The sequence below is a fragment of the Streptococcus sp. CF8-6 genome, from assembly GCF_024295845.1.
In the GTDB taxonomy this organism is placed as follows: Bacteria; Bacillota; Bacilli; order Lactobacillales; family Streptococcaceae; genus Streptococcus; species Streptococcus oralis_BO.
Map to the genome: position 1 here is coordinate 158,720 of NZ_JANCOF010000001.1, position 25,674 is coordinate 184,393.

Consider the following 25,674-nt stretch of genomic DNA (forward strand, 5'->3'; position numbering starts at 1 on the left):
TTCACCTTTCTAGAAGTGTTTTGGCTTTTTCAGTGTTTTTAAAATGCAGTTTGGCACAGAAATGAAGTCCCTTCATACCATAGGCTTGAAGGATTTTGCTAGCAACCTTATCAGATGCAGTTCCAGCGCCACTTGGCAGTTGATAGCCTAGTTCTCGTCCGAGATTTTCCAAGTTTTCGAGGAAGAGATCACGCGCGATGATGGAGCTAACTGCAACAGCCAGGTATTTGCCCTCGGCTTTTTCTTCTAAGCTAATTTTGTTTGGAAAACGGTTGGCTTCTTGTGCCAAGTACTTGTTATAGTTTTTAGGACTTGTAAAAGCGTCAATCACGATTTTTTCTGGCTGGATTCCTTTTTGAAGCAGGAGAAAGATAGCCTGATTGTGAAGGGCAACCTTTACAGAAACAGCATTGTAACGCTCTCCGATAACTTCGTTGTACTTGCTCGGTGAAAGGAGGAGCGCTTGGTGCTGGATTTTTTCCTTGAGGATAGGGGCAATCTGACGAATCTTTTGGTCAGTCAAGGTTTTTGAATCCCCTACGCCGAATTTTCGCAAGAAGTCGTGCTGATCAGGTGTCACAAAGGAAGCCACAACAGCTAGCCCCCCAAAGTAGGAACCATTTCCCACCTCATCGGTACCGATTATAGGAAAATCTTGTCCACTGTTTTCTTGTTGAACTTGGTAGCCAAAGAAATTGGCGTAGTGCTCAGCAGCTTCGCCCTGCAGGAGGACTTTTCCAGAAGTATAGATGGAAACCGTTGCCCGAGGAAAGCGCAAAAAATAGCGGATATAGGGATTTTTACTAGGACTGAGAGCCTTCTGATACTGACTTAAAAAGCTCTGAATTTCCTGTTCACTTGGTGTGAGTGTGATACTTGCCATAGTCTCTATTGTACCACAAAAGCAGGAGAATTGGTAAAAACTGACAAAGTTAGCGAAATTTGGTATAATATCGTGAGGTGAATTTTATGGCAAATCTAAATCGATATAAGTTTACATTCGGGAAAAAGACATTAACCTTGACAACCGAGCATGACAACCTCTTTATGGAGGAAATTGCCAAGGTTGCGACTGAAAAATACCAAGCAATTAAAGAACAAATGCCTGGGGCGGATGATGAAACCATTGCGCTTCTTTTGGCGGTCAACTGTCTGTCTACACAACTCAATCGTGAAATTGAATTTGATGACAAGGAGCAAGAGTTGTTAGAACTCCGCCACAAGTTAATTGCTGTCAAACAAGAACAGAGCAAGATTGAGGATTCCCTATGATTTCAATCCTACTCTTATTGGTTCTTGCTTGGGGCTTTTACATCGGCTACCGTAGAGGTTTGGTCCTGCAAGTTTATTATTTCCTCGTTGCAGTGATTTCAGCCTTTGTTGCGAGACAGTTTTATAAATCACTGGGCGACCATTTCCACTTGCTTGTCCCTTATGCCAATCCTCAGGAAGGACAGGGCACCTTTTTCTTCCCTTCAGACCAGCTGTTTCACCTAGACAAGGTCTTTTATGCAGGCCTAGCCTACCTTTTAGTTTTCGGAATTTGTTATAGTATCGGACGTTTTATCGGTTTGTTCCTGCACTTGATTCCAACTAAAAAGCTCGATGTCAAATGGTTGCGTATCGGATCAGGCATTTTGTCTCTATTGGTAACCTTATTTGTCTTGCAAATGGCTCTGACCATCCTTGCAACGGTGCCTCTGGCAGTCATTCAAAATTCACTCGAAAAAAGTACAGTAGCCAAACACATCATCCAAAGTGTCCCTTTTACGACAAACCTTATCAAACAACTCTGGGTGACAAATTTAATCGGATAAAAAGGGCGGGATTTTTCCTAGCCCTTTGTTTACAGATTGGACGACTAGGGTCAGGTAAAGTACAAAAACCTCTAGGCACTACAATCTTGTAAACAAGCATACAAGGAAAGAATATGAATACAAAAATACTAGAAACCTTAGAATTTAATAAAATCAAAGCCTTGTTTGAACCGCATCTTTTGACAGAACAAGGGCTAGAGGAGCTAAAAGGCTTGGCCCCAACTGCCAAGGTGGATAAGATCAAGCAAGCCTTTACAGAGATGGAGGAAATGCAAGCTCTATTTGTGGAGCAACCTCACTTTACCATCCTAGCGACGCGTGAGATATCAGCTGTTTGCAAGCGTCTGGAGATGGGAGCGGACCTCAACATTGAGGAGTTCTTGCTTCTCAAACGAGTCTTGCTGGCTAGCAGAGAGTTGCAAAGTTTTTATGCCAATCTTGAAAATGTACGCTTGGAGCAGTTGGCAAGATGGTTTGAAAAACTACATGATTTTCCACACTTGCAAGGGAGTCTTCAAGCCCTAAATGATGCAGGATTTATCGAAAATTTCGCCAGTGAAGAGCTAGCACGCATCCGTCGGAAAATCCATTATAGCGAGAGTCAGGTCCGAGATGTCTTGCAAGACTTGCTCAAACAAAAAGCTCAGATGTTGACGGAGGGCATAATCGCTAGCCGAAATGGTCGTCAAGTCTTACCTGTCAAGAATACCTATCGTAATAAGATTGCAGGTGTTGTCCATGACATCTCTGCCAGTGGGAATACGGTCTATATCGAGCCACGTGAGGTCGTCAAGCTGAGCGAAGAAATCGCTAGTTTACGAGCTGATGAACGCTATGAGATGATTCGCATCCTACAGGAGCTTTCAGAACGGGTCCGTCCTCATGCTGCAGAGATTGCTAATGACGCTTGGATTATTGGCCATCTGGATCTGATTCGTGCCAAGGTGCGTTTCATCCAAGAAAGACAAGCAGTTGTTCCTCAACTTTCAGAGAACCAAGAGATTCAACTCCTTCATGTTCGCCATCCTTTGGTCAAAAATGCTGTCGCAAACGATGTACACTTTGGTAAGGAATTAACGGCCATTGTCATTACAGGTCCCAATACGGGTGGGAAGACCATCATGCTCAAAACCCTGGGCTTGACTCAACTCATGGCCCAATCAGGCTTGCCCATTCTAGCTGATAAGGGGAGCCGTGTCGGTGTTTTCGAGGAAATCTTCGCGGATATTGGGGATGAGCAGTCTATCGAGCAAAGCTTGTCTACCTTCTCCAGTCACATGACCAATATCGTAGATATTCTTGGCAAGGTCAATCAGCACTCGCTCTTATTGCTAGATGAGCTTGGGGCAGGGACCGATCCGCAGGAAGGAGCAGCGCTTGCTATGGCTATTTTGGAGGATCTTCGTCTCCGTCAGGTCAAGACCATGGCGACGACCCACTATCCAGAGCTCAAGGCCTACGGTATCGAAACAGCCTTTGTGCAAAATGCCAGCATGGAGTTTGATACAGCCAGCTTGCGTCCGACCTATCGCTTTATGCAGGGAGTTCCTGGTCGAAGTAATGCCTTTGAAATTGCCAAACGTCTGGGCTTGTCAGATGTCATCGTAGGAGATGCCAGCCAGCAGGTCAATCAAGATAATGATGTCAACCGCATCATTGAACAATTGGAAGAGCAAACGCTTGAAAGCCGTAAACGCTTGGACAATATCCGTGAGGTGGAGCAAGAAAACCTCAAGATGAACCGGGCGCTCAAAAAACTCTACAACGAACTCAATCGTGAAAAGGAAACTGAGCTCAACAAGGCGCGTGAACAAGCTGCCGAGATTGTGGAACTCGCTCTAAGTGAGAGTGACCAGATTCTCAAGAATCTTCACAGCAAGTCTCAACTCAAGCCCCACGAAATCATTGAAGCCAAGGCAGAACTGAAAAAACTAGCTCCTGAAAAAGTCGACTTGTCTAAAAACAAGGTTCTTCAAAAGGCCAAGAAAAAACGAGCTCCAAAGGTGGGAGATGATATCGTGGTCCTCAGTTATGGCCAACGTGGAACCTTGACCAATCAGCTTAAGGACGGCCGTTGGGAAGCCCAAGTTGGTTTGATCAAGATGACCTTGGAAGAGAAAGAATTTGACCTTGTTCAGGGTCAGCAAGAAGCCCCAGTCAAGAAAAAACAAGTCAATGTCGTCAAACGTACATCTGGTCGTGGTCCGCAAGCGAGATTGGATCTCCGAGGCAAACGGTACGAAGAAGCCATGAATGAGCTAGATGCCTTTATCGACCAAGCCCTGCTCAATAACATGGCGCAGGTCGACATCATCCATGGTATCGGAACGGGTGTCATCCGTGAGGGCGTCACCAAATATCTACAAAGAAACAAGCATGTCAAAAGTTTTGGATATGCCCCACAGAATGCTGGAGGCAGTGGCGCCACCATTGTGACCTTTAAAGGATAGAGAGAAGAAAGAGTCAATCTTTCTGAAAAAGAAATGAAAAGCCAAAAATTTTCATAGAATATATTGACAGAAGCTGACTTTTCTTGTAAAATAATAAAAAATTAAATACCAACACCGAACGAAGTTTAATAGAAGTGGAGAAAGGTTTGTTTTCCATGACTGTAAATGGACGGAACTCTGGAGAGACCGTGAAGGCACCGAAGGGGCAAGGCAGGCAACTGCTCAAACTCTCAGGTAAAAGGACAGAGCTAAGATAGACCGTTTTGGGTATTTATCTAAGCATTCCAGAGTACATGTATCTTGCATGTGCTCTTTCTTTTGGGGTTGAAAGATAGGAGTAGGAAATGTTAGAATTGCTTAAAGCGCTTGATGCTTTCGTTTGGGGGCCTCCCCTCTTGATCTTATTGGTCGGAACAGGTATCTATTTGACCATCCGACTAGGCCTTTTGCAGGTGGCTCGTCTCCCTAAGGCCTTTCAGTTGATCTTTACCAAGGACAAGGGACATGGTGACGTGTCGAGCTTTGCTGCTCTGTGTACGGCTCTAGCCGCCACCGTTGGTACGGGAAATATCATCGGGGTCGCGACTGCCATCAAGGTTGGAGGACCAGGGGCCCTCTTTTGGATGTGGATGGCAGCCTTTTTTGGGATGGCGACCAAGTATGCCGAAGGCTTGCTGGCCATCAAATACCGCACAAAGGATGCAAATGGAGCTGTAGCTGGAGGCCCCATGCATTACATCCTTTTGGGGATGGGAGAAAAGTGGCGTCCACTTGCTATCTTCTTTGCCCTAGCGGGTGTATTGGTAGCCCTTCTAGGGATTGGTACCTTTACCCAAGTCAATTCGATTACAGAATCCATTCAAAATACAGCCCAAGTTGATCCAGCTATCACGGCTCTGATTTTATCCATTTTTGTAGGGATTGCCGTCTTTGGTGGCCTCAAATCCATATCAAAAGTTTCGACAGCAGTGGTTCCTTTTATGGCTATTGTCTATATTCTGGGAACTCTTACAGTTATTCTCTTTAATATCGAGAAAGTCCCAGCTACACTTGCCCTCATCTTTACTTCAGCCTTTAGTCCAGCTGCTGCAGTAGGTGGCTTTGCCGGTGCCAGCATTCGGATGGCTATCCAAAATGGTGTGGCGAGAGGAGTCTTTTCTAACGAATCTGGTCTTGGTTCAGCTCCCATTGCAGCTGCTGCGGCTAAGACAAATGAGCCTGTCGAGCAAGGCTTGATTTCCATGACAGGAACCTTTATTGATACTTTGATAATCTGTACTCTTACAGGTCTGACAATCTTAGTAACTGGTGTTTGGAGTGGTGATTTAAATGGGGTTGCCTTGACTCAGTCAGCCTTCTCAACAGTTTTTTCACATTTTGGACCTGCTCTTTTGACCATCTTCCTTGTACTCTTTGCCTTTACGACGATTCTCGGATGGAACTACTACGGAGAACGCTGTTTTGAGTTTCTCTTTGGAGTACGTTATATTTGGATTTATCGGATTGTGTTTGTCAGCATGGTCTTGTTGGGTGGGTTTATCGAGCTGGACAGGGTCTGGATTATCGCTGATATCGTCAATGCCTTGATGGCTTTGCCAAATTTGATTGCCCTCTTAGTTTTATCACCAGTCGTCATTGCTGAGACTAAAAAGTATTTTAAACACTAACCCAATCACACTTTTAGTGTGATTTTTTTCATTTCATAGACATTTCCTATCAAGGCGATTGAAAATATATATTATCCAAGTGGAAAATTCTATGATAGACTAAATGACAATAAAATGAAAAGAGGTTTCTTATGACAACATTTACCATCCACACAGTAGAATCAGCACCAGCAGAAGTGAAAGAAGTTCTTGAAACAGTACAAAAAGATAACAATGGCTATATTCCCAACCTAATCGGTCTCTTGGCCAATGCCCCAACCGCGCTTGAAGCCTACCGAACTGTCGGAGCCATCAACCGTCGCAACAGCCTGACACCAGTAGAGCGTGAAGTAGTGCAAATCACAGCTGCTGTAACCAATGGTTGTGCCTTCTGTGTCGCTGGTCACACAGCCTTTTCAATCAAACAAATTCAGATGAATGATGATCTTCTCCAAGCCCTCCGTAACCGTACCCCAATCGAGACAGATCCAAAACTAGATACTCTAGCTAAGTTTACCTTGGCAGTCATCAATACCAAAGGGCGTGTAGGGGATGAAGCCTTGGCTGAATTTTTGGAAGCTGGCTACACGCAACAAAATGCCTTGGATGTGGTTCTCGGTGTTAGTCTTGCCAGTCTTTGCAACTATGCCAACAACCTAGCCAATACGCCTATTAACCCAGAATTGCAACCTTATGCATAAAAGGAGGAAAGAGTATGGGATTTTTTTCCGAAGAGTTTTTGAGCTGGTTGGACCAACATGCTGATGAAATTGATAAACAGTCTTGTGAGGCTGGAGAGCAACTGATTGAAAGGATTGCAGCAGAAGGAGCTTTTCGTGTAGGTGTTCCGGAATCTCTTAGCGGTTCAGGCGGAAGTGATCAAGATGTCATTGATATCCTAGCAGAACTTGCACAACATTCCTTGACGGCCTCCTTTATTTCCTGGGGACAACGAACCCTAATTGACAATATTCTCCATTCAGAGAATTCCTATTTGAAAGAAAACTATCTGGAAAAGCTCTTGTCCGGTGAATATGCAGGCGCGACCGCCCTATCTAATGCTGTCAAGTATTTATCTGATTTAGAAGAGCTGAATGTTTATATCATCGAAGAAAATGGGCAATTTTATCTAAAAGGGCGACTGCCATGGGTAACCAATGCCCGTAGAAATCGTTTCTTAACTATTTTTGTGGCAGGCTCTGCTGATGATCCAAGTAAAAGCTATGTGGTGACTGTGCCATCGGACGCAGAGAATTTTAGTCGCTCAGAAGACTTAGAATTTGTTTCTCTTCAGGGAGGAAACACGGCTGCTTTGACCTTTAATCGGGTTCATTTAAAAGAAGAGTGGATTCTATCCAAGAATGCTAAAGAATTTTTAACTCAAAATCGTCCCGCTTTTTTAGGTTACCAATTTGGTTTAGCCTTTGGTTTAGCTGAACGTTCTCTATCAGAAGTAGAAAAAGAATTGGGGAAACGAAGTGTATTAACAGATGAATGGCAATATCAGGTAGAGCAGTTAGAGGCTATTCGGCAAGCTCTTTATCAAGGATTGTCTGACCGTTCCTATTTCGTTACCAATCCACGTGAACTCTTTCAGTTAAGAATAGACATTGTGGATGTGGTTGCTCAGAGTCTGCTATTAGAGTTACAAGCTGGTGGAGGTAGAGGCTACTTTAGCAAATCAACATCTGGTTTTATCCGTCGATGGAATGAAGGAGCCTTTCTTCCGATTGTTTCTCCAAGTGCTGTTCAGTTGCGCCATATCTTAGCAACGAGTTAAAAAATAGTAGAATAAAAACGAAGTTTGAATTTCCAACTTCGTTTTTTAAGTCCTCATTTAAGCGCTTTTATGCTATACTAATAATAACATGATTATTGGAGGCCCGGATGAAAAAGCTCCCCTTGGTATTTTCTGGCTGTTTATTAGGTCTAGCAGGTGCAGGAAATCTGATTGCAGATACTTGGCCAGTTCTGTCGCATTTATTAAGTCTGACTGGATTAGTTTTGTGGCTTTTCTTTCTGATTCTTCATCTTTTTAATCGGGAAGAAATCAGGAAAGAATTGACCAAGCCCCCTCTTTTATCTGGGATGGCCACTTTTCCTATGGCTGGGATGATTTTATCGACCTATGTCTTTCGCGTATTCCCTGCTCTTTCTTTGCTAGCACAAGGAATCTGGTGGTTTTCCTTTCTCTTGGATTTGACTTTGATTGCTACTTTTACCATCAAATTTGCCTGTCCGGGTCGGAGGGTCAATGCGACTCCAAGCTGGACGGTGCTCTATGTGGGAATAGCAGTAGCAGCCTTGACCTATCCTCTTGTCGGAATCATTGAAATTGCCTATGCAACCTTGATTTTTGGTTTTGTCTTGACCTTCTATCTCTATCCGCTTATTTATAGCGATTTAAAGAAAGATCCACTCCCAGTGGCCTTGCTTGGACAGGAAGGAATCTACTGTGCTCCCTTTTCTCTACTCTTAGCTTCTCTAGTTCGAGTTGGAGGAGCAGGTCTACCGACTTGGCTCTTGATTGTCATGATTTTGGCATCTCAATCCTTCTTTTTCTTTGTTTTAACTCGCCTGCCCCATATTTTAAAGCGAGGCTTTCAACCAGCCTTCTCAGCCCTAACTTTCCCAACCATTATCACAGCTACTTCGCTCAAGATGGCTCAGGGAATTTTGAAACTTCCATTTCTGGATTATCTGGTATTGGCTGAAACCGTTATTTGCCTAACTATTTTATTCTTTGTCTTGGGTGCTTATCTGATTTGGTTACGAAAAAAGGTCTAGCTAGAAATAGCTAGGCCTTATTTTTATGGTTTGATAACTTCAGCCCCACCCATATATGGACGAAGAGCTTCTGGAATGGTTACAGAACCATCTGCGTTTTGATAGTTTTCAAGAATGGCAGCCACTGTACGTCCAACTGCAAGTCCAGAACCATTCAAAGTGTGAAGGAGTTTCACCTTGCCATCTGCTTCATCACGGTAACGGATTTGGGCACGACGGGCTTGGAAATCTTCTGTATTTGAACAGCTTGAGATTTCACGATAGGTATTTTGGGCTGGAATCCAAACTTCCAAGTCGTATGTCTTAGCAGCTGAGAAGCCCATGTCCCCAGTAGAGAGGGCAACGACACGGTATGGAAGGTTGAGTTTTTGAAGAATATTTTCAGCGTTAGCTGTCATTTTTTCTAATTCTTCATAAGATTCTTCTGGTTTGGCAAATTTGACCATTTCAACTTTGTGGAATTGGTGCAGACGAATCAAGCCACGTGTATCACGACCAGCTGAACCAGCCTCAGAACGGAAAGATGGACTCATAGCGGTAAAGTAGATTGGTAGATCTTTACCGTCAAGGATTTCATCACGGTAGTAGTTTGTCAAAGGCACTTCAGCTGTAGGAATGAGGACATAATTAGTATCTTTCAATTCAAAAGTGTCTTCCTTGAATTTTGGATATTGACCAGTACCAAACATAGAATCATGGTTGACCATGTATGGTGTGATGACTTCAGTATAGCCCTCTTTTCCATGCTCGTCCAACATAAAGTTGTAGATAGCACGTTCCAAACGAGCGCCAAGACCTTTGTAGAAGAGGAAGCGAGCGCCCGTTACTTTACCCCCGCGTTCCCAGTCAAGGATACCAAGGTTTTCACCAAGATCCCAGTGAGCTTTTGGCTCGAAGTCAAATTCGCGCGGACTACCCCAACGGCGAACTTCCACATTGTCATCTTCATCAGCCCCAACAGGAACACTGTCAGCTGGGATGTTTGGAAGAGTAGTGGTGAATTCTGTTAATTTAGCATCGATGTCTGCCAATTCAGCATCCAAGGCTTTGACTTCAGCAGATAGGGTTTGCATCGCAGCAATCTTGTCATCGGCGTTTTCCTTGTTACGCTTAGCTTGGGCAATCTCAGCAGAAACTGTGTTACGTTCAGCCTTGAGAGTCTCAACCTTAACCAAGATGTCACGACGTTTAGCATCGATTTCTTTCATCTCATTTAAGATAGTAGAATCTACACCACGTGTAGCTAATTTTTCAGCGACAGCATCAAAATCTGTACGAATACGTTTAATATCTAACATAAGAACTCCTTTATGAAAAAAGCACATCTGATAAAGTGTTGGAGTGGCAGGGCCACGGTTCCATCCAACTTCACAGGTGTGCACTTGATTGAGTATTTAATTGTGAACAACGGTAGAATTTCACCTATCCCTCCTATCTGCTCGCAGCACCCGCAGACTTTCTGAAAGAAGGAGATAACCTACTTATCCGTTGCTATGATTATACTAAAGTTTCTACTTTTTTGCAAATAGATTTTTAAGTTTTTGTCCAATGGTCTGGAGTAGAGTTGGAAGTTTCACGACCTTGTCGTTTCCTAATTTTTCCCGAGCGATTTTGAGGATAGCTCCGGAGTCTTTTGAAGCAAAGAGGAATTTTCCTTGATCGGTAAAGACTTCAAAGTGGCGGCTGATCTTGCGACCACTTACGTTAGCTCCGATTTGATTGACGCTGGACCAGGGGATTTGGATATATTGTTCGACATTGACATCAGGATAAAACTCTAAGGCTTGATCCCCAACTAAAAATTTTCCAACTTTTCCAGAGATAGAGAGGTAAGATGTCCCAGTAGTTTGGAGGTCAATGACTTGATTGAGTGATTGGGCCATGATTAATCTTCCTTACTTTCATCGAAAAAGGCATGATAGAGAGCCTTGATAGCTGCCTTTTCTTGCTCTTTATTGACAACAAACATGATGGAAACTTCACTTGAGCCTTGGGACATCATCTGGATGTTGATCTTGTTTTCAGATAGAGCGCGTGTTGCAGTAGCAGTTACCCCGATATGGCTCTTCATCTTTTCTCCGACAATCATAATGATGGAAAGGTCGTGTTCGATTTCAGCATGGTCCACTTCAGCTTTTTGAACGAGTTGACGTAGAATTTCTTCTTCTTTGATAGGAGTCAATTCACGGGAGCGGAGGATGATTGAAAGATCGTCGATACCTGTAGGCATGTGTTCCCAACCGATGTTGAGGTCCTCAAGGATTTGCAGAACCTTGCGACCAAACCCGACTTCGCGGTTCATGAGGTATTTTGACATGTTGATGCTGACGAATCCTGAGTCACCTGCAATCCCTACTACTGGGAATTTATCACTACTGTGTTCTAAAACAATGCGCGTACCTGGGTGATCAGGGTTGTTGGTATTCTTGATGACAAGAGGAATTTTTCCGCGGTAGGCAGGAAGAAGAGCTTCGTCATGAAGAACTGAAAATCCAGCGTAAGCCAACTCACGCATTTCACGGTAGGTTAATTCAGGAATGGAGTGTGGTTGGTGGATAATACCAGGGTGGGCAGCAAAGATACCATCTACGTCCGTAAAGTTTTCATAGAGATCAGCCTTAACACCTGCTGCAATGATAGAACCTGTGATATCTGAACCACCACGTGAAAAAGTACAGATTTGATTTTCCTTAGTCACACCAAAGAAACCAGGGATGACAAGGACTTCGTTGCTATCAGCCAAGCCTTCAATCTTGTCATAACTAGATGGAATGATACGTGCGTTTCCTGGTTCACTTGTGACAACAATTCCAGCTTCTCTTGGGTGAACATAGCGTGCATCGATACCGTTTTGGTTAAAGTAGGCTGCAATCAATTTGGCATTGTTATTTTCTCCAGCCGCTAGGAAGGTGTCATAGAGAAATTCATTGTCCTCTATAGGAAGAGTTGCCAAGGCCCGAATACTTTTAGAGATTTTTTCTAAAACAGCAGGTTTTAACCCTAGTTCACTAACCATAGCGGCATAACGGTCAATGATCCAGCTTTGGCTAGCACTGATGTCATTTCCAGCCACATAGTCGCGATAGTATTTAATCAAAGCATCAGTTACCTTGGTATCTTCAGCATTGCGTTTGCCGGGTGCAGAAACGACTACAAAACGGCGTTCTTTATCACTTTTAACGATGTTTAAGACTTTTTCTAACTGACCAGCAGAGGCAAGCGAGCTTCCGCCAAATTTTACAACCTTCATAAGGACTCCTCAAGTAAGTATTTTATACGATTATAGCAGAAAGAGGGGTATTTTTCAATGAAGAAAATAACTTCCTATTATAATAGAAGAAAACATTAACTTATTCTGAAAAGCAATAACAGTTTAAAAGTAAGTGTGTAAAATTTCTCTCACATTCATAATGAATGGGAAAATAATCAGCTGAGACACTTTCCTTTAGTTTTTCCTTGCCTCTTTATCCAAAAAAAGGTATACTTTGATGATAAAACAATTTTATTGCCTTATAAAAGAAAAGGAGAAGCTATGAATCATATCTTATATCAGATCGTAGATGATCTGGCTATCATTACTTTGAATCGTCCCGAAGTGGCAAATGGTTTCCATATCCCAATGTGTGAGGAAATTTTAGAAGCTTTGACCCTAGCAGAGCAGGATCAAGCTGTGCAGTTCATCTTGATTAATGCGAATGGGAAGGTCTTTTCAGTTGGAGGAGACTTGGTTGAGATGAAACGCGCAGTAGACGAAGATGATATCCCTTCTTTGAATAAGATTGCAGAATTAGTCAATACAATTTCTTTTAAAATCAAGCAAATTCCAAAACCTGTTTTGATGGAGGTAGATGGAGCGGTTGCTGGTGCTGCAGCAAATATGGCAGTAGCAGTTGATTTCTGTTTGGCGACTGACAAGGCAAAATTTATCCAAGCCTTTGTCGGAGTGGGATTGGCGCCAGACGCTGGTGGGATTCATCTCTTGAGTCGTAGTATCGGGGTAACACGGGCTGCACAGCTTGCCATGACAGGTGAAGCCTTGACCGCAGAAAAAGCACTGGAATGGGGCGTGGTATACCGTGTTTGTGAAGTTGACAAATTAGAAAAAACAAGAGAACAAGTTCTGAAAAAATTAAGAAGAGGTTCAGCAAACTCATACGCAGCGATTAAAAAGTTAGTTTGGGAAAGTCAATTTAAGGATTGGCAGAATTATGCCGAATTAGAATTGGAATTACAAGAATCGTTATCTTTAACTGAAGATTTTAAAGAAGGGGTTCGAGCACATTCTGAAAGAAGAAGACCAAAATTTTCAGGAAAATAAAAAAATACTTGCATAATTTTTTGAAGTTTGTTATACTTTTTCTATCAAATGTTTTGATTGTAAAAGCTTTTTGAGGGGGAGGGAAAAAGTTTGGACTACCAACAAGTAAATGATTATCTAACATCTATTTTTAATAACGTCCTTGTGATTGAGGAGGTTAGCTTACGAGGTAGTCGATTCAAAGACATCTCCATCAAAGAAATGCACACGATCGATGTGATTGGGAAGTTCCCGGAGGCAACGCCAAGTAAGGTTTCAAAAGAACTGATGGTAACTCTTGGGACAGTGACGACGAGTTTGAATAACCTGGAGAGAAAAGGTTATATTGAGCGTATTCGTTCTGACCAAGACCGTCGAGTGGTCTATCTGCATTTGACAAAGCAAGGTCGTTTGGTTCACCGCCTTCATAAACGGTTCCACAAGGCTATGGTCGAAAAAATCATCGATGGCATGAGCCCTGAGGAAAAAGAGGTCATGGGCAGAGGTTTAACGAACCTTTATCAATTTTTGGAGGATTTGAAATAATGGCTTTTGCAAAAATAAGCCAGGTTGCTCATTATGTTCCAGAGCAAGTGGTCACTAATCATGACTTAGCCCAAATCATGGACACAAGCGATGAGTGGATTTCAAGTCGGACAGGAATTAAACAGAGACATATCTCAAAAACAGAGTCTACAAGTGATTTGGCGACAGAAGTAGCTAAGAGCCTGTTGGCTAAAGGGAGCTTAACAGCAGATCAGATTGATTTTATCATTGTAGCGACGATTACCCCAGACTCGATGATGCCTTCCACAGCAACTCGAGTTCAGGCAAATATCGGAGCGCATAGAGCTTTCGCCTTTGATTTGACAGCAGCTTGCAGTGGCTTTGTATTCGCTCTCTCAACTGCTGAAAAGTTTTTAAGTTCTGGGCAGTTCAAAAAAGGGATTGTTATCGGGGCTGAGACCTTATCTAAGGCAGTTGATTGGTCAGATCGTTCAACAGCTGTTCTCTTTGGGGATGGAGCTGGTGGGGTTCTCTTGGAAGCGAGCGAAACACGACACTTCCTTGTGGAAAGTCTCTATACAGATGGCTCTCGGAGCGAGTGTTTGACCTATGGTCAAACGGCTTTGGCTTCTCCTTTCTCAGATCAAGAAGCAGTTCCTGCTTTTTTGAAGATGGATGGACGAGCAGTTTTTGATTTTGCAAATCGTGATGTTGCTAGATCAATCAAAGAAACCATTGAAAATGGTCCAATCGCAGCATCGGAATTGGATTATCTCTTGCTTCATCAGGCAAATATCCGCATTTTGGATAAGATGGCTAAGAAGATCGGCGTAGACCGAGACAAACTTCCTGCCAATATGATGGAGTATGGAAATACCAGTGCAGCAAGTATCCCGATTTTGCTCTCAGAGTGTGTGGAGAATGGCATGATTCGTTTAGATGGTAGCCAGACGATTCTCCTATCAGGCTTCGGTGGAGGTTTGACATGGGGCACACTCATTCTTACAATCTAGGTAATCATGTGGTAAACACATAGTTATAAATTTTTTATATTTTAAAGGAGTCCTATCATGGCAGTATTTGAAAAAGTACAAGAAATTATCGTTGAAGAACTTGGGAAAGACGCATCAGAAGTAACACTTGAATCTACTTTTGATGATTTGGATGCAGATTCATTGGACTTGTTCCAAGTAATCTCTGAAATCGAAGATGCTTTCGATATCCAAATCGAAGCAGAAGATAACTTGAAAACAGTTGGTGACTTGGTTGCCTACGTTGAAGAGCAAACAAAATAATTAACATATTACTAGAAGGAGTAGGGGAAACCCACTCCCTCTTGTTTAGGTAATAGTTTGAAACTCAAATGATAAACTCATCGAACTATTACGTAAGCAAGGAATGATGGAGGCACTATGAAAACACGTATTACAGAATTATTGAACATTGATTATCCTATTTTTCAAGGAGGAATGGCCTGGGTTGCGGATGGTGACTTGGCTGGTGCAGTATCAAAAGCTGGTGGTCTAGGGATCATAGGTGGTGGGAATGCACCTAAAGAGGTCGTAAAGGCTAATATCGATAAAATCAAATCACTTACGGACAAACCTTTTGGTGTCAACATCATGCTCTTGTCACCTTTTGTAGAAGACATCGTTGATCTCGTGATTGAAGAAGGGGTCAAGGTAGTGACAACTGGTGCAGGAAATCCAAGTAAATACATGACTCGTTTCCATGATGCAGGAATTACAGTTATTCCTGTTGTTCCAAGTGTTGCTTTGGCAAAACGCATGGAAAAAATTGGTGCAGATGCGGTTATTGCAGAGGGAATGGAAGCCGGTGGACATATTGGTAAATTGACGACGATGACCTTGGTTCGCCAAGTTGCTGCAGCTGTTTCAATTCCAGTTATCGCAGCTGGAGGAATTGCGGACGGTGAAGGTGTTGCTGCAGGCTTTATGCTTGGTGCTGAGGCTGTTCAAGTTGGTACGCGTTTCGTAGTAGCTAAGGAATCTAACGCCCATCCAAAATACAAGGAAAAAATCTTAAAAGCGCGTGACATTGATACGACTATTTCAGCTCAACACTTTGGACATGCTGTTCGTGCCATTAAAAACCAATTGACACGTGACTTTGAGCAGGCTGAAAAAGATGCCTTTAAACAAGAAAATCCAGATTTAGAAATCTTTGAACAAATGGGGGCTGGTGCTCTTGCTAAAGCCGTTGTTCATGGAGATGTAGAAGGTGGATCTGTCATGGCAGGTCAGATTGCTGGTTTGGTATCTAAAGAGGAAACTGTCGAAGAAATCCTAAAAGATTTATACTATGGCGCAGCCAAAAAAATTCAAGAAGAAGCCTCTCGTTGGGCAGGAGTTGTAAGAAATGACTAAAACAGCCTTTCTATTTGCGGGTCAAGGTGCTCAGTATCTAGGAATGGGGCGTGATCTCTATGATCGCTACCCTATCGTCAAGGAAACAATTGACCAAGCCAGTCAGGTTTTGGGTTATGACCTTCGTGACTTGATCGATAAGGAAGAAACCAAGTTAAACCAGACTCGCTATACGCAGCCAGCTATTTTAGCGACTTCGGTTGCTATTTACCGACTATTGAAAGAAAAGGGTTATCAGCCAGATATGGTAGCAGGATTGTCTCTTGGGGAATATTCTGCTCTTGTAGCAAGTGGTGCCTTGGACTTTGAGGATGCAGTTGCCTTGGTTGCTAAACGTGGTGCTTATATGGAAGAGGCTGCACCTGCAGGCTCTGGGAAGATGGTTGCCGTTCTTAATACTCCAGTTGAAGTGATTGAGGAAGCTTGTGAAACAGCCTCTAAAGTTGGAGTAGTCACTCCAGCTAACTACAACACCCCAAGCCAAATCGTCATCGGTGGTGAGGTGGCTGCAGTTGACCGCGCAGTTGAACTCTTGCAGGAAGCAGGAGCAAAACGATTGATTCCTTTAAATGTATCGGGTCCTTTCCATACAGCCCTTCTTGAGCCAGCCAGTCAGCAACTAGCTGGAGCTCTTGAGGGAGTGAGTTTCGCTGATTTCACTTGCCCACTAGTCGACAATACGGAAGCTGCTGTTATGAAAAAAGGTCGAATCCAAGAGCTTTTGACGCGTCAGGTGAAAGAACCTGTTCGTTTTTATGAAAGTATTGCTGTGATGCAGGATGCTGGGGTAACCAACTTTATTGAAATTGGTCCTGGCAAGGTCCTATCAGGTTTTGTCAAAAAAATCGATAAATCAGCTCAGCTAGCTAACGTTGAAGACCAAGCAAGCTTGGATGCTCTGTTAGGAAACTAGTGATCCCTTCTCCCACAAAATACAACAGGAAATAGGAGAAATAGAATGCAACTTACAAACAAAAATGTTTTTGTAACAGGTTCAAGTCGTGGTATCGGACTTGCCATTGCTCACAAATTTGCCCAACTAGGCGCTAATGTAGTTTTGAATAGTCGCGGAGCAATCTCAGAAGAATTGCTGGCTGAGTTTTCAAACTATGGTGTCAAAATAGTACCGATTTCAGGTGATGTTTCAGACTTTGCAGATGCCAAGCGTATGGTAGATCAAGCGATTGCAGAACTCGGTTCTGTCGATGTATTGGTCAACAATGCTGGGATCACTCAAGATACGCTTATGCTCAAGATGACCGAAGAAGACTTTGAAAAAGTGATTAAGATCAACTTGACAGGTGCTTTCAACATGACGCAAGCAGTCTTGAAACAGATGATCAAGGCACGTGAAGGTGCGATTATCAACATGTCTAGTGTGGTCGGTTTGATGGGAAATATCGGACAAGCCAACTATGCAGCTTCTAAAGCAGGCTTGATTGGTTTTACCAAGTCAGTTGCACGTGAAGTTGCCAATCGCAATGTGCGCGTAAATGCTCTTGCACCAGGAATGATCGAGTCAGATATGACTGCTGTTTTGTCTGATAAGGTCAAGGAAGCGACATTGGCCCAAATCCCAATGAAACATTTCGGTCAAGCAGAACATATCGCAGATGCTACAGTGTTCCTAGCTGGACAGGATTATTTGACTGGACAAGTTCTCGCTGTTGATGGCGGACTTAGCATGTAAAAAATAAGGAAAGATATAGGTAAGACAGATGAAACTAAATCGAGTTGTAGTAACAGGTTACGGATTGACCTCTCCTATCGGAAATACTCCAGAAGAATTTTGGAACAGTTTGCAAACTGGTAAGATTGGAATTGGAGAAATCACTAAATTTGATCACAGCGAATTTGCTGTGCACAATGCGGCAGAAGTTCAAGATTTCCCATTTGATAAATACTTTGTCAAAAAAGATACCAACCGTTTTGACAACTATTCTTTGTATGCCTTGTATGCGGCTCAAGAAGCGGTGACAAATGCAAATCTTGATGTAGAAGCAATCGATAAAGATCGCTTTGGTGTCATCGTTGCTTCTGGTATTGGGGGAATTAAAGAAATCGAAGATCAGGTTATCCGTCTTCATGAAAAAGGTCCAAAACGCGTTAAACCAATGACACTTCCAAAAGCCTTGCCAAATATGGCTTCAGGAAATGTTGCTATGCGCTTCGGAGCAAACGGTATCTGTAAATCAATCAATACAGCCTGTGCTTCATCAAACGATGCCATTGGGGATGCCTTCCGCTCTATCAAGTTTGGTTTCCAAGATGTCATGTTAGTTGGTGGATCAGAATCATCTATCACTCCTTTTGCTATCGCTGGTTTCCAAGCATTGACTGCCCTATCAACTACGGAAGATCCAACTCGTGCTTCTATTCCATTTGACAAAGACCGTAATGGTTTTGTGATGGGAGAAGGTTCAGGGATGTTGGTTCTTGAAAGCCTTGAACATGCTGAAAAACGTGGTGCAACTATCTTGGCTGAAGTAGTTGGTTATGGAAATACCTGTGATGCTTACCATATGACTTCACCTCATCCAGAAGGTCAAGGTGCAATCAAGGCTATGAAGTTGGCTTTGGAAGAAGCAGAAATTTCTCCAGAGCAAGTAGCTTACGTCAATGCCCACGGAACTTCAACTCCTGCTAATGAAAAAGGAGAAAGTGGTGCGATCGTAGCTGTTCTTGGTAAAGAAGTACCTGTATCTTCAACCAAGTCCTTTACAGGACACTTACTTGGTGCTGCAGGAGCAGTAGAAGCCATCGCTACCATCGAAGCTATGCGTCATAACTTTGTACCAATGACGGCTGGAACAAGTGAGTTATCAGACTATATCGAAGCAAACGTCGTTTATGGACAAGGCTTGGAGCAAGAAATCCCTTATGCTATTTCAAACACTTTTGGTTTTGGTGGACACAATGCGGTTCTTGCTTTCAAACGTTGGGAGAATAAATAATTATGAATTTAAATGAGATCAAGGACTTGATGGCTCAATTTGACCAATCAAGTTTGAGAGAATTTTCTTATAAAAATGGAACGGACGAATTGCAGTTCAGTAAGAATGAAGCAAGAATGGCTTCTGAAGCACCAGCTCAAGTTGTTCCAGCGCCAGCAGCAGTAGCTGCAAGTCCAGTAGTTTCTGCCCCTTCAACTCCAGTAGAGAGTGCAGTAGAAGAAGCACCAGCACCAGCTGATACGACTATTGCTCCAGAGGGTGATGTCGTTGAAAGTCCACTTGTAGGGGTGGCTTACTTGGCTGCTGGACCAGATAAACCTGCCTTTGTCACAGTTGGAGACAGTGTTAAAAAAGGTCAGACTTTGGTGATCATCGAAGCCATGAAGGTCATGAATGAAATTCCTGCACCTAAGGATGGTGTGGTGACAGAAATTCTCGTTTCAAATGAAGAAATGGTTGAGTTCGGTAAAGGATTGGTACGTATCAAATGATCGATATTCAAGGAATTAAAGAAGCTCTACCCCATCGCTACCCCATGCTCCTAGTGGATCGTGTCTTGGAAGTGAGCGAGGATACCATTGTTGCCATTAAAAATGTGACCATCAACGAACCTTTCTTCAATGGTCATTTTCCACAATACCCAGTCATGCCAGGTGTTCTTATCATGGAAGCCTTGGCTCAGACTGCTGGTGTCTTGGAATTGTCCAAACCTGAAAATAAAGGGAAACTGGTCTTCTACGCTGGCATGGACAAGGTTAAGTTCAAGAAGCAAGTTGTACCAGGTGACCAATTAGTCATGACGGCTACTTTTGTTAAACGTCGTGGTACGATTGCTGTGGTTGAAGCAAAGGCTGAAGTAGATGGTAAGCTTGCAGCGAGTGGTACTCTTACCTTTGCAATTGGAAACTAAGGAGGTTCTCCATGTTTCGTAAAATTTTGATTGCCAACCGTGGTGAGATTGCGGTTCGCATTATTCGAGCTGCGCGTGAATTGGGCATTGCAACCGTAGCAGTCTATTCAACTGCTGATAAGGAAGCTCTTCACACACTCCTAGCGGATGAAGCTATCTGTATCGGACCTGGTAAGGCGACAGAATCTTATCTCAATATCAACGCTATTTTATCTGCTGCAGTCTTGACAGAAGCAGAAGCCATCCACCCAGGTTTTGGTTTTCTTAGCGAAAACTCCAAGTTTGCCACGATGTGTGATGAAGTGGGAATTAAGTTCATCGGTCCTTCTGGTGCTGTGATGGACACCATGGGAGATAAGATCAATGCACGTGAGCAAATGATCAAGGCTGGGGTTCCAGTTATCCCAGGATCTGATGGTGAAGTTCACACAGCTGAAGAGGCGCTTGCAGTTGCAGAAAAAATTGGCTATCCAGTCATGCTTAAGGCATCGGCAGGTGGTGGTGGAAAAGGGATTCGTAAGGTTGAAAAGGCAGAAGACTTGATCGCAGCCTTTGAAACAGCATCCAGTGAAGCCAAGGCCAACTTTGGAAATGGCGCTATGTATCTTGAGCGTGTGATTTATCCAGCTCGCCATATCGAAGTTCAGATTCTTGCGGACCAAGAGGGTCATGTTGTCCATCTTGGTGAACGGGATTGTTCACTCCAACGGAATAACCAAAAGGTCTTAGAAGAAAGCCCATCCATTGCGATTGGCAAAACCCTTCGTAATGAAATTGGTGCTGCAGCCGTTCGTGCAGCAGAGTCTGTTGGCTATGAAAATGCAGGGACGATTGAATTTCTTCTCGATGAAGCGAGTGGCAATTTCTACTTCATGGAAATGAATACTCGTGTGCAAGTGGAGCACCCAGTCACAGAGTTTGTTTCAGGTGTTGATATCGTGAAGGAACAGATTCGCATTGCTGCCGGTCAACCTTTACCTTTCAAACAAGAAGATATCGTCCTACGAGGTTATGCTATCGAGTGCCGGATCAATGCAGAAAATCCAGCATTTAACTTTGCCCCAAGCCCAGGGAAAATTACCAATCTCTATCTACCAAGTGGTGGAGTTGGCTTGCGCGTGGACTCAGCAGTTTATCCAGGTTATACCATTCCCCCTTACTATGATAGTATGATTGCCAAAATCATTGTTCATGGGGAGAATCGTTTTGATGCTCTTATGAAGATGCAACGGGCACTTTATGAACTTGATATTGAAGGAGTGCAAACCAATGCAGACTTCCAGTTGGATCTGATTTCAGACCGCCGAGTTATCGCTGGTGACTACGATACTTCCTTCTTGATGGAAACTTTCTTGCCAAAATACCAAGAAAAAGAATAGACTTTCAAATAGTATGAGAACTAAAAGGGGGAGTTATGGCTCTATTTAGTAAAAAGGATAAGTATATTCGGATCAATCCTAACCGTTCCGTAAGGCAGAAACCACAAGCCAAGCCTGAGGTTCCGGATGAACTCTTCTCCCAGTGTCCTGGTTGTAAACACACCATTTACCAAAAGGATCTTGGGAGCGAACGAATTTGTCCCCATTGTAGCTATACTTTCCGTATTTCAGCTCAGGAACGCTTGGATTTGACGATTGATTCTGGTAGCTTTGTGGAGATGTTTACAGGTATTGAAACTCAAGATCCATTAAACTTTCCTGGCTACCAGAAAAAACTTGCAACAATGCGTGAAAAGACAGGTTTGGATGAAGCAGTACTAACTGGTACAGCTAGCATCAAGGGACAAAAAGTTGCCCTTGGGATCATGGATTCAAACTTTATCATGGCTTCTATGGGAACCGTTGTGGGTGAAAAAATCACGCGCTTGTTTGAATATGCAACGGTAGAAAACTTGCCAGTCGTTCTCTTCACAGCTTCTGGTGGAGCCCGTATGCAAGAAGGAATCATGAGCTTGATGCAGATGGCTAAAATTTCTGCGGCAGTTCAACGTCATTCCAAGGCAGGACTTTTTTACCTAACTATTTTAACCGATCCGACAACAGGTGGGGTGACCGCTTCTTTTGCTATGGAAGGGGATATTATCCTAGCGGAGCCACAGAGTTTGGTTGGTTTTGCTGGACGTCGTGTTATCGAAAATACAGTTCGTGAGACCTTGCCGGATGACTTCCAAAAGGCAGAATTTTTGCTTGAACATGGATTTGTTGATGCAATTGTCAAACGGAGAGAATTGCCTGAAACAATTGCTAAATTAGTGAGATTGCATGGAGGAAGTCGCGGATGAATATTGCAAAAATAGTCAGAGAGGCACGCGAGCAGAGTCGCTTGACCGCACTTGATTTTGCCAATGGAATCTTTGATGAGTTTATCGAATTGCATGGAGATCGCTCTTTCCGTGATGATGGTGCGGTTATCGGTGGAATTGGCTGGTTAGGTGAACAGGCAGTAACTGTCGTTGGTATCCAAAAGGGAAAAAGTCTTCATGATAACCTCAAACGAAATTTTGGGCAACCACATCCAGAAGGCTATCGTAAGGCTCTTCGCCTGATGAAACAGGCAGAAAAGTTTGGCCGTCCAGTTGTGACCTTTATCAATACGGCGGGTGCTTACCCAGGTGTTGGAGCTGAGGAACGTGGACAAGGTGAAGCAATCGCCCGAAACCTGATGGAAATGAGTGACCTCAAGGTTCCAATCATCGCGATTATTATCGGTGAAGGTGGATCTGGCGGGGCCCTCGCTCTAGCAGTAGCTAACCGTGTCTGGATGTTAGAAAACTCAATCTACGCCGTACTTAGCCCTGAAGGATTTGCCTCTATCCTTTGGAAAGATGGAAGTCGTGCTATGGAAGCAGCGGAGTTGATGAAAATCACTTCACATGAACTTCTAGAAATGGGAATCGTAGACAAGGTAATCTCAGAAGCAGGGCTGTCAAGTAAAGAACTGCTAGGTTGCGTTAAAAATGAATTGTGTGCAGAACTAGATAGGTTGCAAGAACTACCACTCGACCAACTTATCGAAGAACGTTACCAACGCTTTAGAAAATACTAAGAAAACTTAAAAGCTAGAACAATTTGTTCTAGCTATTTTGATAATAGAGCATGGATAAACATGAATACTCTAGATAAATAAGAAAAACAATCAATGGTATATCCTCTATATTGCCCTAATAGAGAGTTTACCATTAGGAGAGCAAGAATGAAAAAGACAATACATTTAGGAATCTGTATGATTTTAATGTTCCTGTACATTTATTTAACGCCATTAGGAGCTATAACTCTAGCTAGGACCTTTGGTTTAGGAATGGACAGCTATATAATCTTCCTAGTTGGAGAAGTGTTGCTTATTTTCTTTCTTTTCGTTTTGTGGTTGAAAAAGAAGAAGATGCTCTTTATCTTCGAGAAAAAGAGTTGGCGCTGGTCTTATCTCGCTTTCTTAGTGGCTAGCTTTCTTATCTATTCTTTTTTAAATGGATTTAGAATGCAGAATATTCGATTGATTGACCATAGCTTTATTTTCCAAGACCTTCTTTCGGAACTTTACTTAAACGGAAGAGAAACGACTCTATCAAGTCTTATATTTTTAATCTTTAACATTTCGATTGTACCTGTTGTTGAGGAGACAATCTATAGAGGTTATTTTATGAATACCTTCTTTCCGAAGTCGGAGTTTTATTTGGATGTGATCTTGTCTTCTTTCATCTTTGGACTCAGTCACTTGGTTCTATCCCATCGTGACCCCATCAGTCTCATCATTTATAGTATTCTTGGTCTTCTATTTGCAGTCGCTTATCGAGTTACGGGTAGTCTTCGATTTACCATTGTTTGTCATAGTTTCTATAATGTTATTCCCTATGCTCCGTCGCTCTTATTTTATATCTATTATTTGATTTTTAGATGGTAGAAAGTAAAGAAAAAAGTGTTTGATAGCTGTCAAACACTTTTTTCTAATTTAATGGGAAGATAGAGAAATCTCTTTTATCAATTTCTTATTTCTCAATGAGTAAAGCTACCATTTAGGGTGAAAAATTGACAGTTGAGGAGATAGGCTATAAAATAGACAAAAAAGATGTATACTGTGGATGTAAGCTTACAATAATTTATTTTAAGGAGCTACTTGATAGGACAGGTACAGATACATTTACTGTTCTTTCATCTGAGGACTTAGAGCAAGTTTCAGGTGGTGGCATGATTTGGTTGGTTGATGATTATTATTGGAGTTGGCCTTATGCATATAGCATTGCAACTGATTCGAGTACAATACGTAATAGAATGACTGGTTATGGTAACGGAATTATACCTTAATAGTCTAATAATTTAAAGGGGTAAGTATGAAAAAACTAGGGCATTTGGGAGTCTTTATCTTACTGGTATTTCTATCGATTTATCTACCAGAGTTAGGGATTATGCATCTAACTAAGTTTTTGGGATGGGGGATAGATGGCTATTTTATCTTTTTAACAGTTGAAGTAATAGCTCTTTTGCTATTATTTATCTACTGGCTCAAAAAGAAAGAGATGCTCTATATTTTTGAAAAAAAGGGTTCAAAGAAGTCAAGATTCTTTTACCTTGTAGTTGGTCTAGTAGCTACTTATTTTGATCGTCAATTGGTGGATGCTTTTCAGTTACAGTTTCATCACTTAATTGATAACAAGTATATCTTTCAAGACCTTCTTTCGATTCTATACTCCAATGGGCAACCAACTTTTCTATCAACTGTTCTCAGTTTTAGTTTAACAGTAGTCGCCGCACCTATATTAGAGGAACTGATTCATAGAGGGTATTTTATGAATACCTTTTTCCCCCAGTCCAAGTACTATCTGGATGTTATCCTATCTGCTCTTATCTTTGGATTTAGTCATTTGATCCTAACTCACCGAGATCCTATCAGTTTGATTATTTATAGTTTAGGCGGTCTCTTCTATGCCCTTGTCTACCGTTGGACAAGGAACTTAAAAATTACCATCCTGTGCCATAGTTTTTTCAACTTTCTCATTTATGCAAAACCCATCTGGATTTTTGTTTACAATTATATCTATTATCATTTTTTTAGATAGTAGGAGTCAAAGAAAAAGTGTTTGATATTTGTCAAACACTTTTTCTATTTACTGTTCTTCTGTTACAAACTGGCTGAGCAGTCCGTTGATAAAACGGGCAGATTTTTGATCTGAGAAGTCCTTTGCAAGCTCGATAGCTTCATTAACAGCAACCAACTGTGGAGTGTCAAATGAAGTGATTTCAAAGACTCCCAAGCGAAGGAGGTTTCTCTCCACGAGTGTTAAACGTTCAATGGTCCAACCTGCTTTTAAATGCTGTGTGATTTGCTTGTCTAGTTCTTCCTTTTTAGCCTGAACACCAGAAACTAGCTCTGTCAAAAAGGCTGGAAGTTGCACATCCGTATCTTCACGATCATGAGTATAAGCGAAACGACAAGCAGTTTCGACATCCGTACCGAATTCAAGGCTCATGAGAGCTTGAAAAGCGCATTTACGGAGTTGGCGTCTAGATTCTAATAGTGGACTAGTCATTGAGGAAGTCCTCGTCAAATAGATCTTTCAATTCTGGTTTTGGTGTTTTATCTGGAACGATACCTGCAACGTGAATATTGATAGCAGCGAGTTCTACATCAGCCATATTGCGGACGGCATCTTTGACAGCTTTCTGAATCGCAACCGCTACCTTAGGAACTTTTACTCCGTACTCAAGGTAGAGATAGATATCTGCTGTGAGCTCTTCGTCCACATTTTTAAGATAAACACCACGGCCGAGAGAAAGTTTTGAAAGGGTATCAGACACTGATTTGTTTGAAAAAGAGTGAACACCCTCTACTTTTGCAGTAGCAATAGCAATGATTTTTTCAAGTACACGTGGGGCGATAACGATTTCGCCAAGTTGTTCTTCAATTCCCATAGAATGACCTCTTTCT

29 protein-coding genes and 1 riboswitch are annotated in these 25,674 nt (G+C 42.5%); of the genes, 23 read left to right on the forward strand and 6 right to left on the reverse strand.

Annotation, left to right across the window (positions count from 1 at the left end):
- Position 1: 1 nt before the first annotated feature.
- A complete protein-coding gene (gene rnhC, locus NML69_RS00725; RefSeq protein WP_254725010.1) occupies positions 2 to 883 on the reverse strand; it encodes a ribonuclease HIII in 882 nt (293 codons plus the stop codon).
- An 86-nt stretch (positions 884 to 969) separates the two neighbouring features.
- On the opposite strand from rnhC, the gene zapA reads away from it, so the two are divergent.
- From zapA to NML69_RS00760, 7 genes are all read left to right on the forward strand, one after another.
- Positions 970 to 1,272, forward strand: a complete 303-nt coding sequence (zapA, locus tag NML69_RS00730; RefSeq protein WP_000002028.1) for a cell division protein ZapA — start codon at positions 970 to 972, stop codon at positions 1,270 to 1,272.
- Positions 1,269 to 1,817 carry a CvpA family protein gene (locus tag NML69_RS00735; RefSeq protein ID WP_254725011.1) on the forward strand — a complete coding sequence of 183 codons (549 nt, stop codon included), beginning with the start codon at positions 1,269 to 1,271 and terminating at the stop codon, positions 1,815 to 1,817. The genes zapA and NML69_RS00735 overlap by 4 nt, the downstream gene beginning before the upstream one ends.
- Positions 1,818 to 1,930: 113 nt before the next feature.
- The gene (locus tag NML69_RS00740) at positions 1,931 to 4,267 is read left to right on the forward strand and encodes an endonuclease MutS2 (RefSeq protein ID WP_254725012.1); all 2,337 of its coding nucleotides are present in this window, start codon (positions 1,931 to 1,933) and stop codon (positions 4,265 to 4,267) included.
- Between the two features lie 167 nt (positions 4,268 to 4,434).
- Positions 4,435 to 4,523, forward strand: a riboswitch (glycine riboswitch).
- Positions 4,524 to 4,611: 88 nt separating this feature from the next.
- Positions 4,612 to 5,934, forward strand: coding sequence for a sodium:alanine symporter family protein (locus NML69_RS00745; RefSeq protein WP_254725013.1), 1,323 nt, complete (start codon positions 4,612 to 4,614; stop codon positions 5,932 to 5,934).
- Between the two features lie 131 nt (positions 5,935 to 6,065).
- Positions 6,066 to 6,614, forward strand: coding sequence for a carboxymuconolactone decarboxylase family protein (locus tag NML69_RS00750; protein WP_000206774.1), 549 nt, complete (start codon positions 6,066 to 6,068; stop codon positions 6,612 to 6,614).
- Positions 6,615 to 6,628: 14 nt separating this feature from the next.
- On the forward strand, positions 6,629 to 7,693 hold the full coding sequence (locus NML69_RS00755; protein ID WP_254725014.1) for an acyl-CoA dehydrogenase family protein: 1,065 nt from the start codon (positions 6,629 to 6,631) through the stop codon (positions 7,691 to 7,693).
- Between the two features lie 107 nt (positions 7,694 to 7,800).
- Positions 7,801 to 8,700: a TDT family transporter gene (locus NML69_RS00760; protein WP_254725015.1), complete on the forward strand. Its 900-nt coding sequence runs from the start codon at positions 7,801 to 7,803 to the stop codon at positions 8,698 to 8,700.
- A gap of 23 nt (positions 8,701 to 8,723) precedes the next feature.
- On the opposite strand, the gene serS is transcribed toward NML69_RS00760, so the two are convergent.
- From serS to NML69_RS00775, 3 genes are all read right to left on the reverse strand, one after another.
- Positions 8,724 to 9,998, reverse strand: coding sequence for a serine--tRNA ligase (serS, locus tag NML69_RS00765; RefSeq protein ID WP_198460096.1), 1,275 nt, complete (start codon positions 9,996 to 9,998; stop codon positions 8,724 to 8,726).
- A gap of 213 nt (positions 9,999 to 10,211) precedes the next feature.
- Positions 10,212 to 10,583 (reverse strand): DUF956 family protein, encoded by a 372-nt coding sequence (locus NML69_RS00770; RefSeq protein ID WP_000079382.1) that lies wholly within the window; start codon positions 10,581 to 10,583, stop codon positions 10,212 to 10,214.
- 2 nt (positions 10,584 to 10,585) lie between these two features.
- Positions 10,586 to 11,950: an aspartate kinase gene (locus tag NML69_RS00775; protein WP_000869633.1), complete on the reverse strand. Its 1,365-nt coding sequence runs from the start codon at positions 11,948 to 11,950 to the stop codon at positions 10,586 to 10,588.
- 282 nt (positions 11,951 to 12,232) lie between these two features.
- On the opposite strand from NML69_RS00775, the gene NML69_RS00780 reads away from it, so the two are divergent.
- The 16 genes from NML69_RS00780 to NML69_RS00855 all read left to right on the forward strand — a co-directional run bounded on the left by NML69_RS00780 (position 12,233) and on the right by NML69_RS00855 (position 24,805).
- On the forward strand, positions 12,233 to 13,018 hold the full coding sequence (locus NML69_RS00780; protein ID WP_001015586.1) for an enoyl-CoA hydratase: 786 nt from the start codon (positions 12,233 to 12,235) through the stop codon (positions 13,016 to 13,018).
- Positions 13,019 to 13,108: 90 nt separating this feature from the next.
- Positions 13,109 to 13,543 carry a MarR family winged helix-turn-helix transcriptional regulator gene (locus NML69_RS00785; protein ID WP_000386338.1) on the forward strand — a complete coding sequence of 145 codons (435 nt, stop codon included), beginning with the start codon at positions 13,109 to 13,111 and terminating at the stop codon, positions 13,541 to 13,543.
- On the forward strand, positions 13,543 to 14,517 hold the full coding sequence (locus NML69_RS00790; RefSeq protein WP_084922090.1) for a beta-ketoacyl-ACP synthase III: 975 nt from the start codon (positions 13,543 to 13,545) through the stop codon (positions 14,515 to 14,517). Before NML69_RS00785 ends, NML69_RS00790 begins: the two co-directional genes overlap by 1 nt.
- 57 nt (positions 14,518 to 14,574) lie before the next feature.
- Positions 14,575 to 14,799 carry an acyl carrier protein gene (locus NML69_RS00795; protein WP_000257840.1) on the forward strand — a complete coding sequence of 75 codons (225 nt, stop codon included), beginning with the start codon at positions 14,575 to 14,577 and terminating at the stop codon, positions 14,797 to 14,799.
- A 117-nt stretch (positions 14,800 to 14,916) separates the two neighbouring features.
- The gene (gene fabK, locus NML69_RS00800) at positions 14,917 to 15,891 is read left to right on the forward strand and encodes an enoyl-[acyl-carrier-protein] reductase FabK (RefSeq protein WP_000857452.1); all 975 of its coding nucleotides are present in this window, start codon (positions 14,917 to 14,919) and stop codon (positions 15,889 to 15,891) included.
- Complete coding sequence (gene fabD / locus NML69_RS00805; RefSeq protein WP_198460093.1) at positions 15,884 to 16,804, forward strand: ACP S-malonyltransferase; 921 nt, start codon at positions 15,884 to 15,886, stop codon at positions 16,802 to 16,804. The genes fabK and fabD overlap by 8 nt, the downstream gene beginning before the upstream one ends.
- 45 nt (positions 16,805 to 16,849) lie before the next feature.
- Positions 16,850 to 17,581, forward strand: coding sequence for a 3-oxoacyl-[acyl-carrier-protein] reductase (gene fabG, locus NML69_RS00810; RefSeq protein WP_198460092.1), 732 nt, complete (start codon positions 16,850 to 16,852; stop codon positions 17,579 to 17,581).
- Between the two features lie 28 nt (positions 17,582 to 17,609).
- The gene (fabF, locus tag NML69_RS00815; RefSeq protein WP_000774051.1) at positions 17,610 to 18,845 is read left to right on the forward strand and encodes a beta-ketoacyl-ACP synthase II; all 1,236 of its coding nucleotides are present in this window, start codon (positions 17,610 to 17,612) and stop codon (positions 18,843 to 18,845) included.
- A gap of 2 nt (positions 18,846 to 18,847) precedes the next feature.
- A complete protein-coding gene (accB, locus tag NML69_RS00820) occupies positions 18,848 to 19,336 on the forward strand; it encodes an acetyl-CoA carboxylase biotin carboxyl carrier protein (protein WP_254725016.1) in 489 nt (162 codons plus the stop codon).
- Entirely contained in the window at positions 19,333 to 19,755 is a 423-nt protein-coding gene (fabZ, locus tag NML69_RS00825; RefSeq protein WP_000565515.1) for a 3-hydroxyacyl-ACP dehydratase FabZ, read from the forward strand. Before accB ends, fabZ begins: the two co-directional genes overlap by 4 nt.
- A gap of 11 nt (positions 19,756 to 19,766) precedes the next feature.
- Entirely contained in the window at positions 19,767 to 21,134 is a 1,368-nt protein-coding gene (accC, locus tag NML69_RS00830) for an acetyl-CoA carboxylase biotin carboxylase subunit (RefSeq protein ID WP_254725017.1), read from the forward strand.
- A 35-nt stretch (positions 21,135 to 21,169) separates the two neighbouring features.
- Positions 21,170 to 22,036, forward strand: a complete 867-nt coding sequence (gene accD / locus NML69_RS00835) for an acetyl-CoA carboxylase, carboxyltransferase subunit beta (protein WP_001173379.1) — start codon at positions 21,170 to 21,172, stop codon at positions 22,034 to 22,036.
- Positions 22,033 to 22,800: an acetyl-CoA carboxylase carboxyl transferase subunit alpha gene (locus tag NML69_RS00840; RefSeq protein WP_254725018.1), complete on the forward strand. Its 768-nt coding sequence runs from the start codon at positions 22,033 to 22,035 to the stop codon at positions 22,798 to 22,800. Before accD ends, NML69_RS00840 begins: the two co-directional genes overlap by 4 nt.
- Before the next feature lie 147 nt (positions 22,801 to 22,947).
- Positions 22,948 to 23,652, forward strand: a complete 705-nt coding sequence (locus NML69_RS00845; RefSeq protein ID WP_254725019.1) for a CPBP family intramembrane glutamic endopeptidase — start codon at positions 22,948 to 22,950, stop codon at positions 23,650 to 23,652.
- A gap of 194 nt (positions 23,653 to 23,846) precedes the next feature.
- Positions 23,847 to 24,053, forward strand: coding sequence for a hypothetical protein (locus NML69_RS00850; RefSeq protein ID WP_084860390.1), 207 nt, complete (start codon positions 23,847 to 23,849; stop codon positions 24,051 to 24,053).
- A 26-nt stretch (positions 24,054 to 24,079) separates the two neighbouring features.
- A complete protein-coding gene (locus NML69_RS00855) occupies positions 24,080 to 24,805 on the forward strand; it encodes a CPBP family intramembrane glutamic endopeptidase (RefSeq protein ID WP_254725020.1) in 726 nt (241 codons plus the stop codon).
- Positions 24,806 to 24,853: 48 nt separating this feature from the next.
- Here NML69_RS00855 and nusB read toward each other — a convergent pair whose 3' ends face one another.
- Both nusB and NML69_RS00865 read right to left on the reverse strand, forming a co-directional pair.
- Positions 24,854 to 25,276 (reverse strand): transcription antitermination factor NusB, encoded by a 423-nt coding sequence (gene nusB / locus NML69_RS00860; RefSeq protein ID WP_000203659.1) that lies wholly within the window; start codon positions 25,274 to 25,276, stop codon positions 24,854 to 24,856.
- The gene (locus NML69_RS00865; protein WP_000510584.1) at positions 25,269 to 25,658 is read right to left on the reverse strand and encodes an Asp23/Gls24 family envelope stress response protein; all 390 of its coding nucleotides are present in this window, start codon (positions 25,656 to 25,658) and stop codon (positions 25,269 to 25,271) included. Before NML69_RS00865 ends, nusB begins: the two co-directional genes overlap by 8 nt.
- Between the last annotated feature and the right edge of the window lie 16 nt (positions 25,659 to 25,674).

Bases quoted from the DNA above. Each gene is read 5' to 3' on its own strand.
- rnhC (WP_254725010.1), bottom strand. From the start codon at position 883: ATGGCAAGTATCACACTCACACCAAGTGAACAGGAAATTCAGAGCTTT.
- zapA (WP_000002028.1), top strand. From the start codon at position 970: ATGGCAAATCTAAATCGATATAAGTTTACATTCGGGAAAAAGACATTA.
- NML69_RS00735 (WP_254725011.1), top strand. From the start codon at position 1,269: ATGATTTCAATCCTACTCTTATTGGTTCTTGCTTGGGGCTTTTACATC.
- NML69_RS00740 (WP_254725012.1), top strand. From the start codon at position 1,931: ATGAATACAAAAATACTAGAAACCTTAGAATTTAATAAAATCAAAGCC.
- NML69_RS00745 (WP_254725013.1), top strand. From the start codon at position 4,612: ATGTTAGAATTGCTTAAAGCGCTTGATGCTTTCGTTTGGGGGCCTCCC.
- NML69_RS00750 (WP_000206774.1), top strand. From the start codon at position 6,066: ATGACAACATTTACCATCCACACAGTAGAATCAGCACCAGCAGAAGTG.
- NML69_RS00755 (WP_254725014.1), top strand. From the start codon at position 6,629: ATGGGATTTTTTTCCGAAGAGTTTTTGAGCTGGTTGGACCAACATGCT.
- NML69_RS00760 (WP_254725015.1), top strand. From the start codon at position 7,801: ATGAAAAAGCTCCCCTTGGTATTTTCTGGCTGTTTATTAGGTCTAGCA.
- serS (WP_198460096.1), bottom strand. From the start codon at position 9,998: ATGTTAGATATTAAACGTATTCGTACAGATTTTGATGCTGTCGCTGAA.
- NML69_RS00770 (WP_000079382.1), bottom strand. From the start codon at position 10,583: ATGGCCCAATCACTCAATCAAGTCATTGACCTCCAAACTACTGGGACA.
- NML69_RS00775 (WP_000869633.1), bottom strand. From the start codon at position 11,950: ATGAAGGTTGTAAAATTTGGCGGAAGCTCGCTTGCCTCTGCTGGTCAG.
- NML69_RS00780 (WP_001015586.1), top strand. From the start codon at position 12,233: ATGAATCATATCTTATATCAGATCGTAGATGATCTGGCTATCATTACT.
- NML69_RS00790 (WP_084922090.1), top strand. From the start codon at position 13,543: ATGGCTTTTGCAAAAATAAGCCAGGTTGCTCATTATGTTCCAGAGCAA.
- NML69_RS00795 (WP_000257840.1), top strand. From the start codon at position 14,575: ATGGCAGTATTTGAAAAAGTACAAGAAATTATCGTTGAAGAACTTGGG.
- fabK (WP_000857452.1), top strand. From the start codon at position 14,917: ATGAAAACACGTATTACAGAATTATTGAACATTGATTATCCTATTTTT.
- fabD (WP_198460093.1), top strand. From the start codon at position 15,884: ATGACTAAAACAGCCTTTCTATTTGCGGGTCAAGGTGCTCAGTATCTA.
- fabG (WP_198460092.1), top strand. From the start codon at position 16,850: ATGCAACTTACAAACAAAAATGTTTTTGTAACAGGTTCAAGTCGTGGT.
- fabF (WP_000774051.1), top strand. From the start codon at position 17,610: ATGAAACTAAATCGAGTTGTAGTAACAGGTTACGGATTGACCTCTCCT.
- accB (WP_254725016.1), top strand. From the start codon at position 18,848: ATGAATTTAAATGAGATCAAGGACTTGATGGCTCAATTTGACCAATCA.
- fabZ (WP_000565515.1), top strand. From the start codon at position 19,333: ATGATCGATATTCAAGGAATTAAAGAAGCTCTACCCCATCGCTACCCC.
- accC (WP_254725017.1), top strand. From the start codon at position 19,767: ATGTTTCGTAAAATTTTGATTGCCAACCGTGGTGAGATTGCGGTTCGC.
- accD (WP_001173379.1), top strand. From the start codon at position 21,170: ATGGCTCTATTTAGTAAAAAGGATAAGTATATTCGGATCAATCCTAAC.
- NML69_RS00840 (WP_254725018.1), top strand. From the start codon at position 22,033: ATGAATATTGCAAAAATAGTCAGAGAGGCACGCGAGCAGAGTCGCTTG.
- NML69_RS00845 (WP_254725019.1), top strand. From the start codon at position 22,948: ATGAAAAAGACAATACATTTAGGAATCTGTATGATTTTAATGTTCCTG.
- NML69_RS00855 (WP_254725020.1), top strand. From the start codon at position 24,080: ATGAAAAAACTAGGGCATTTGGGAGTCTTTATCTTACTGGTATTTCTA.
- nusB (WP_000203659.1), bottom strand. From the start codon at position 25,276: ATGACTAGTCCACTATTAGAATCTAGACGCCAACTCCGTAAATGCGCT.
- NML69_RS00865 (WP_000510584.1), bottom strand. From the start codon at position 25,658: ATGGGAATTGAAGAACAACTTGGCGAAATCGTTATCGCCCCACGTGTA.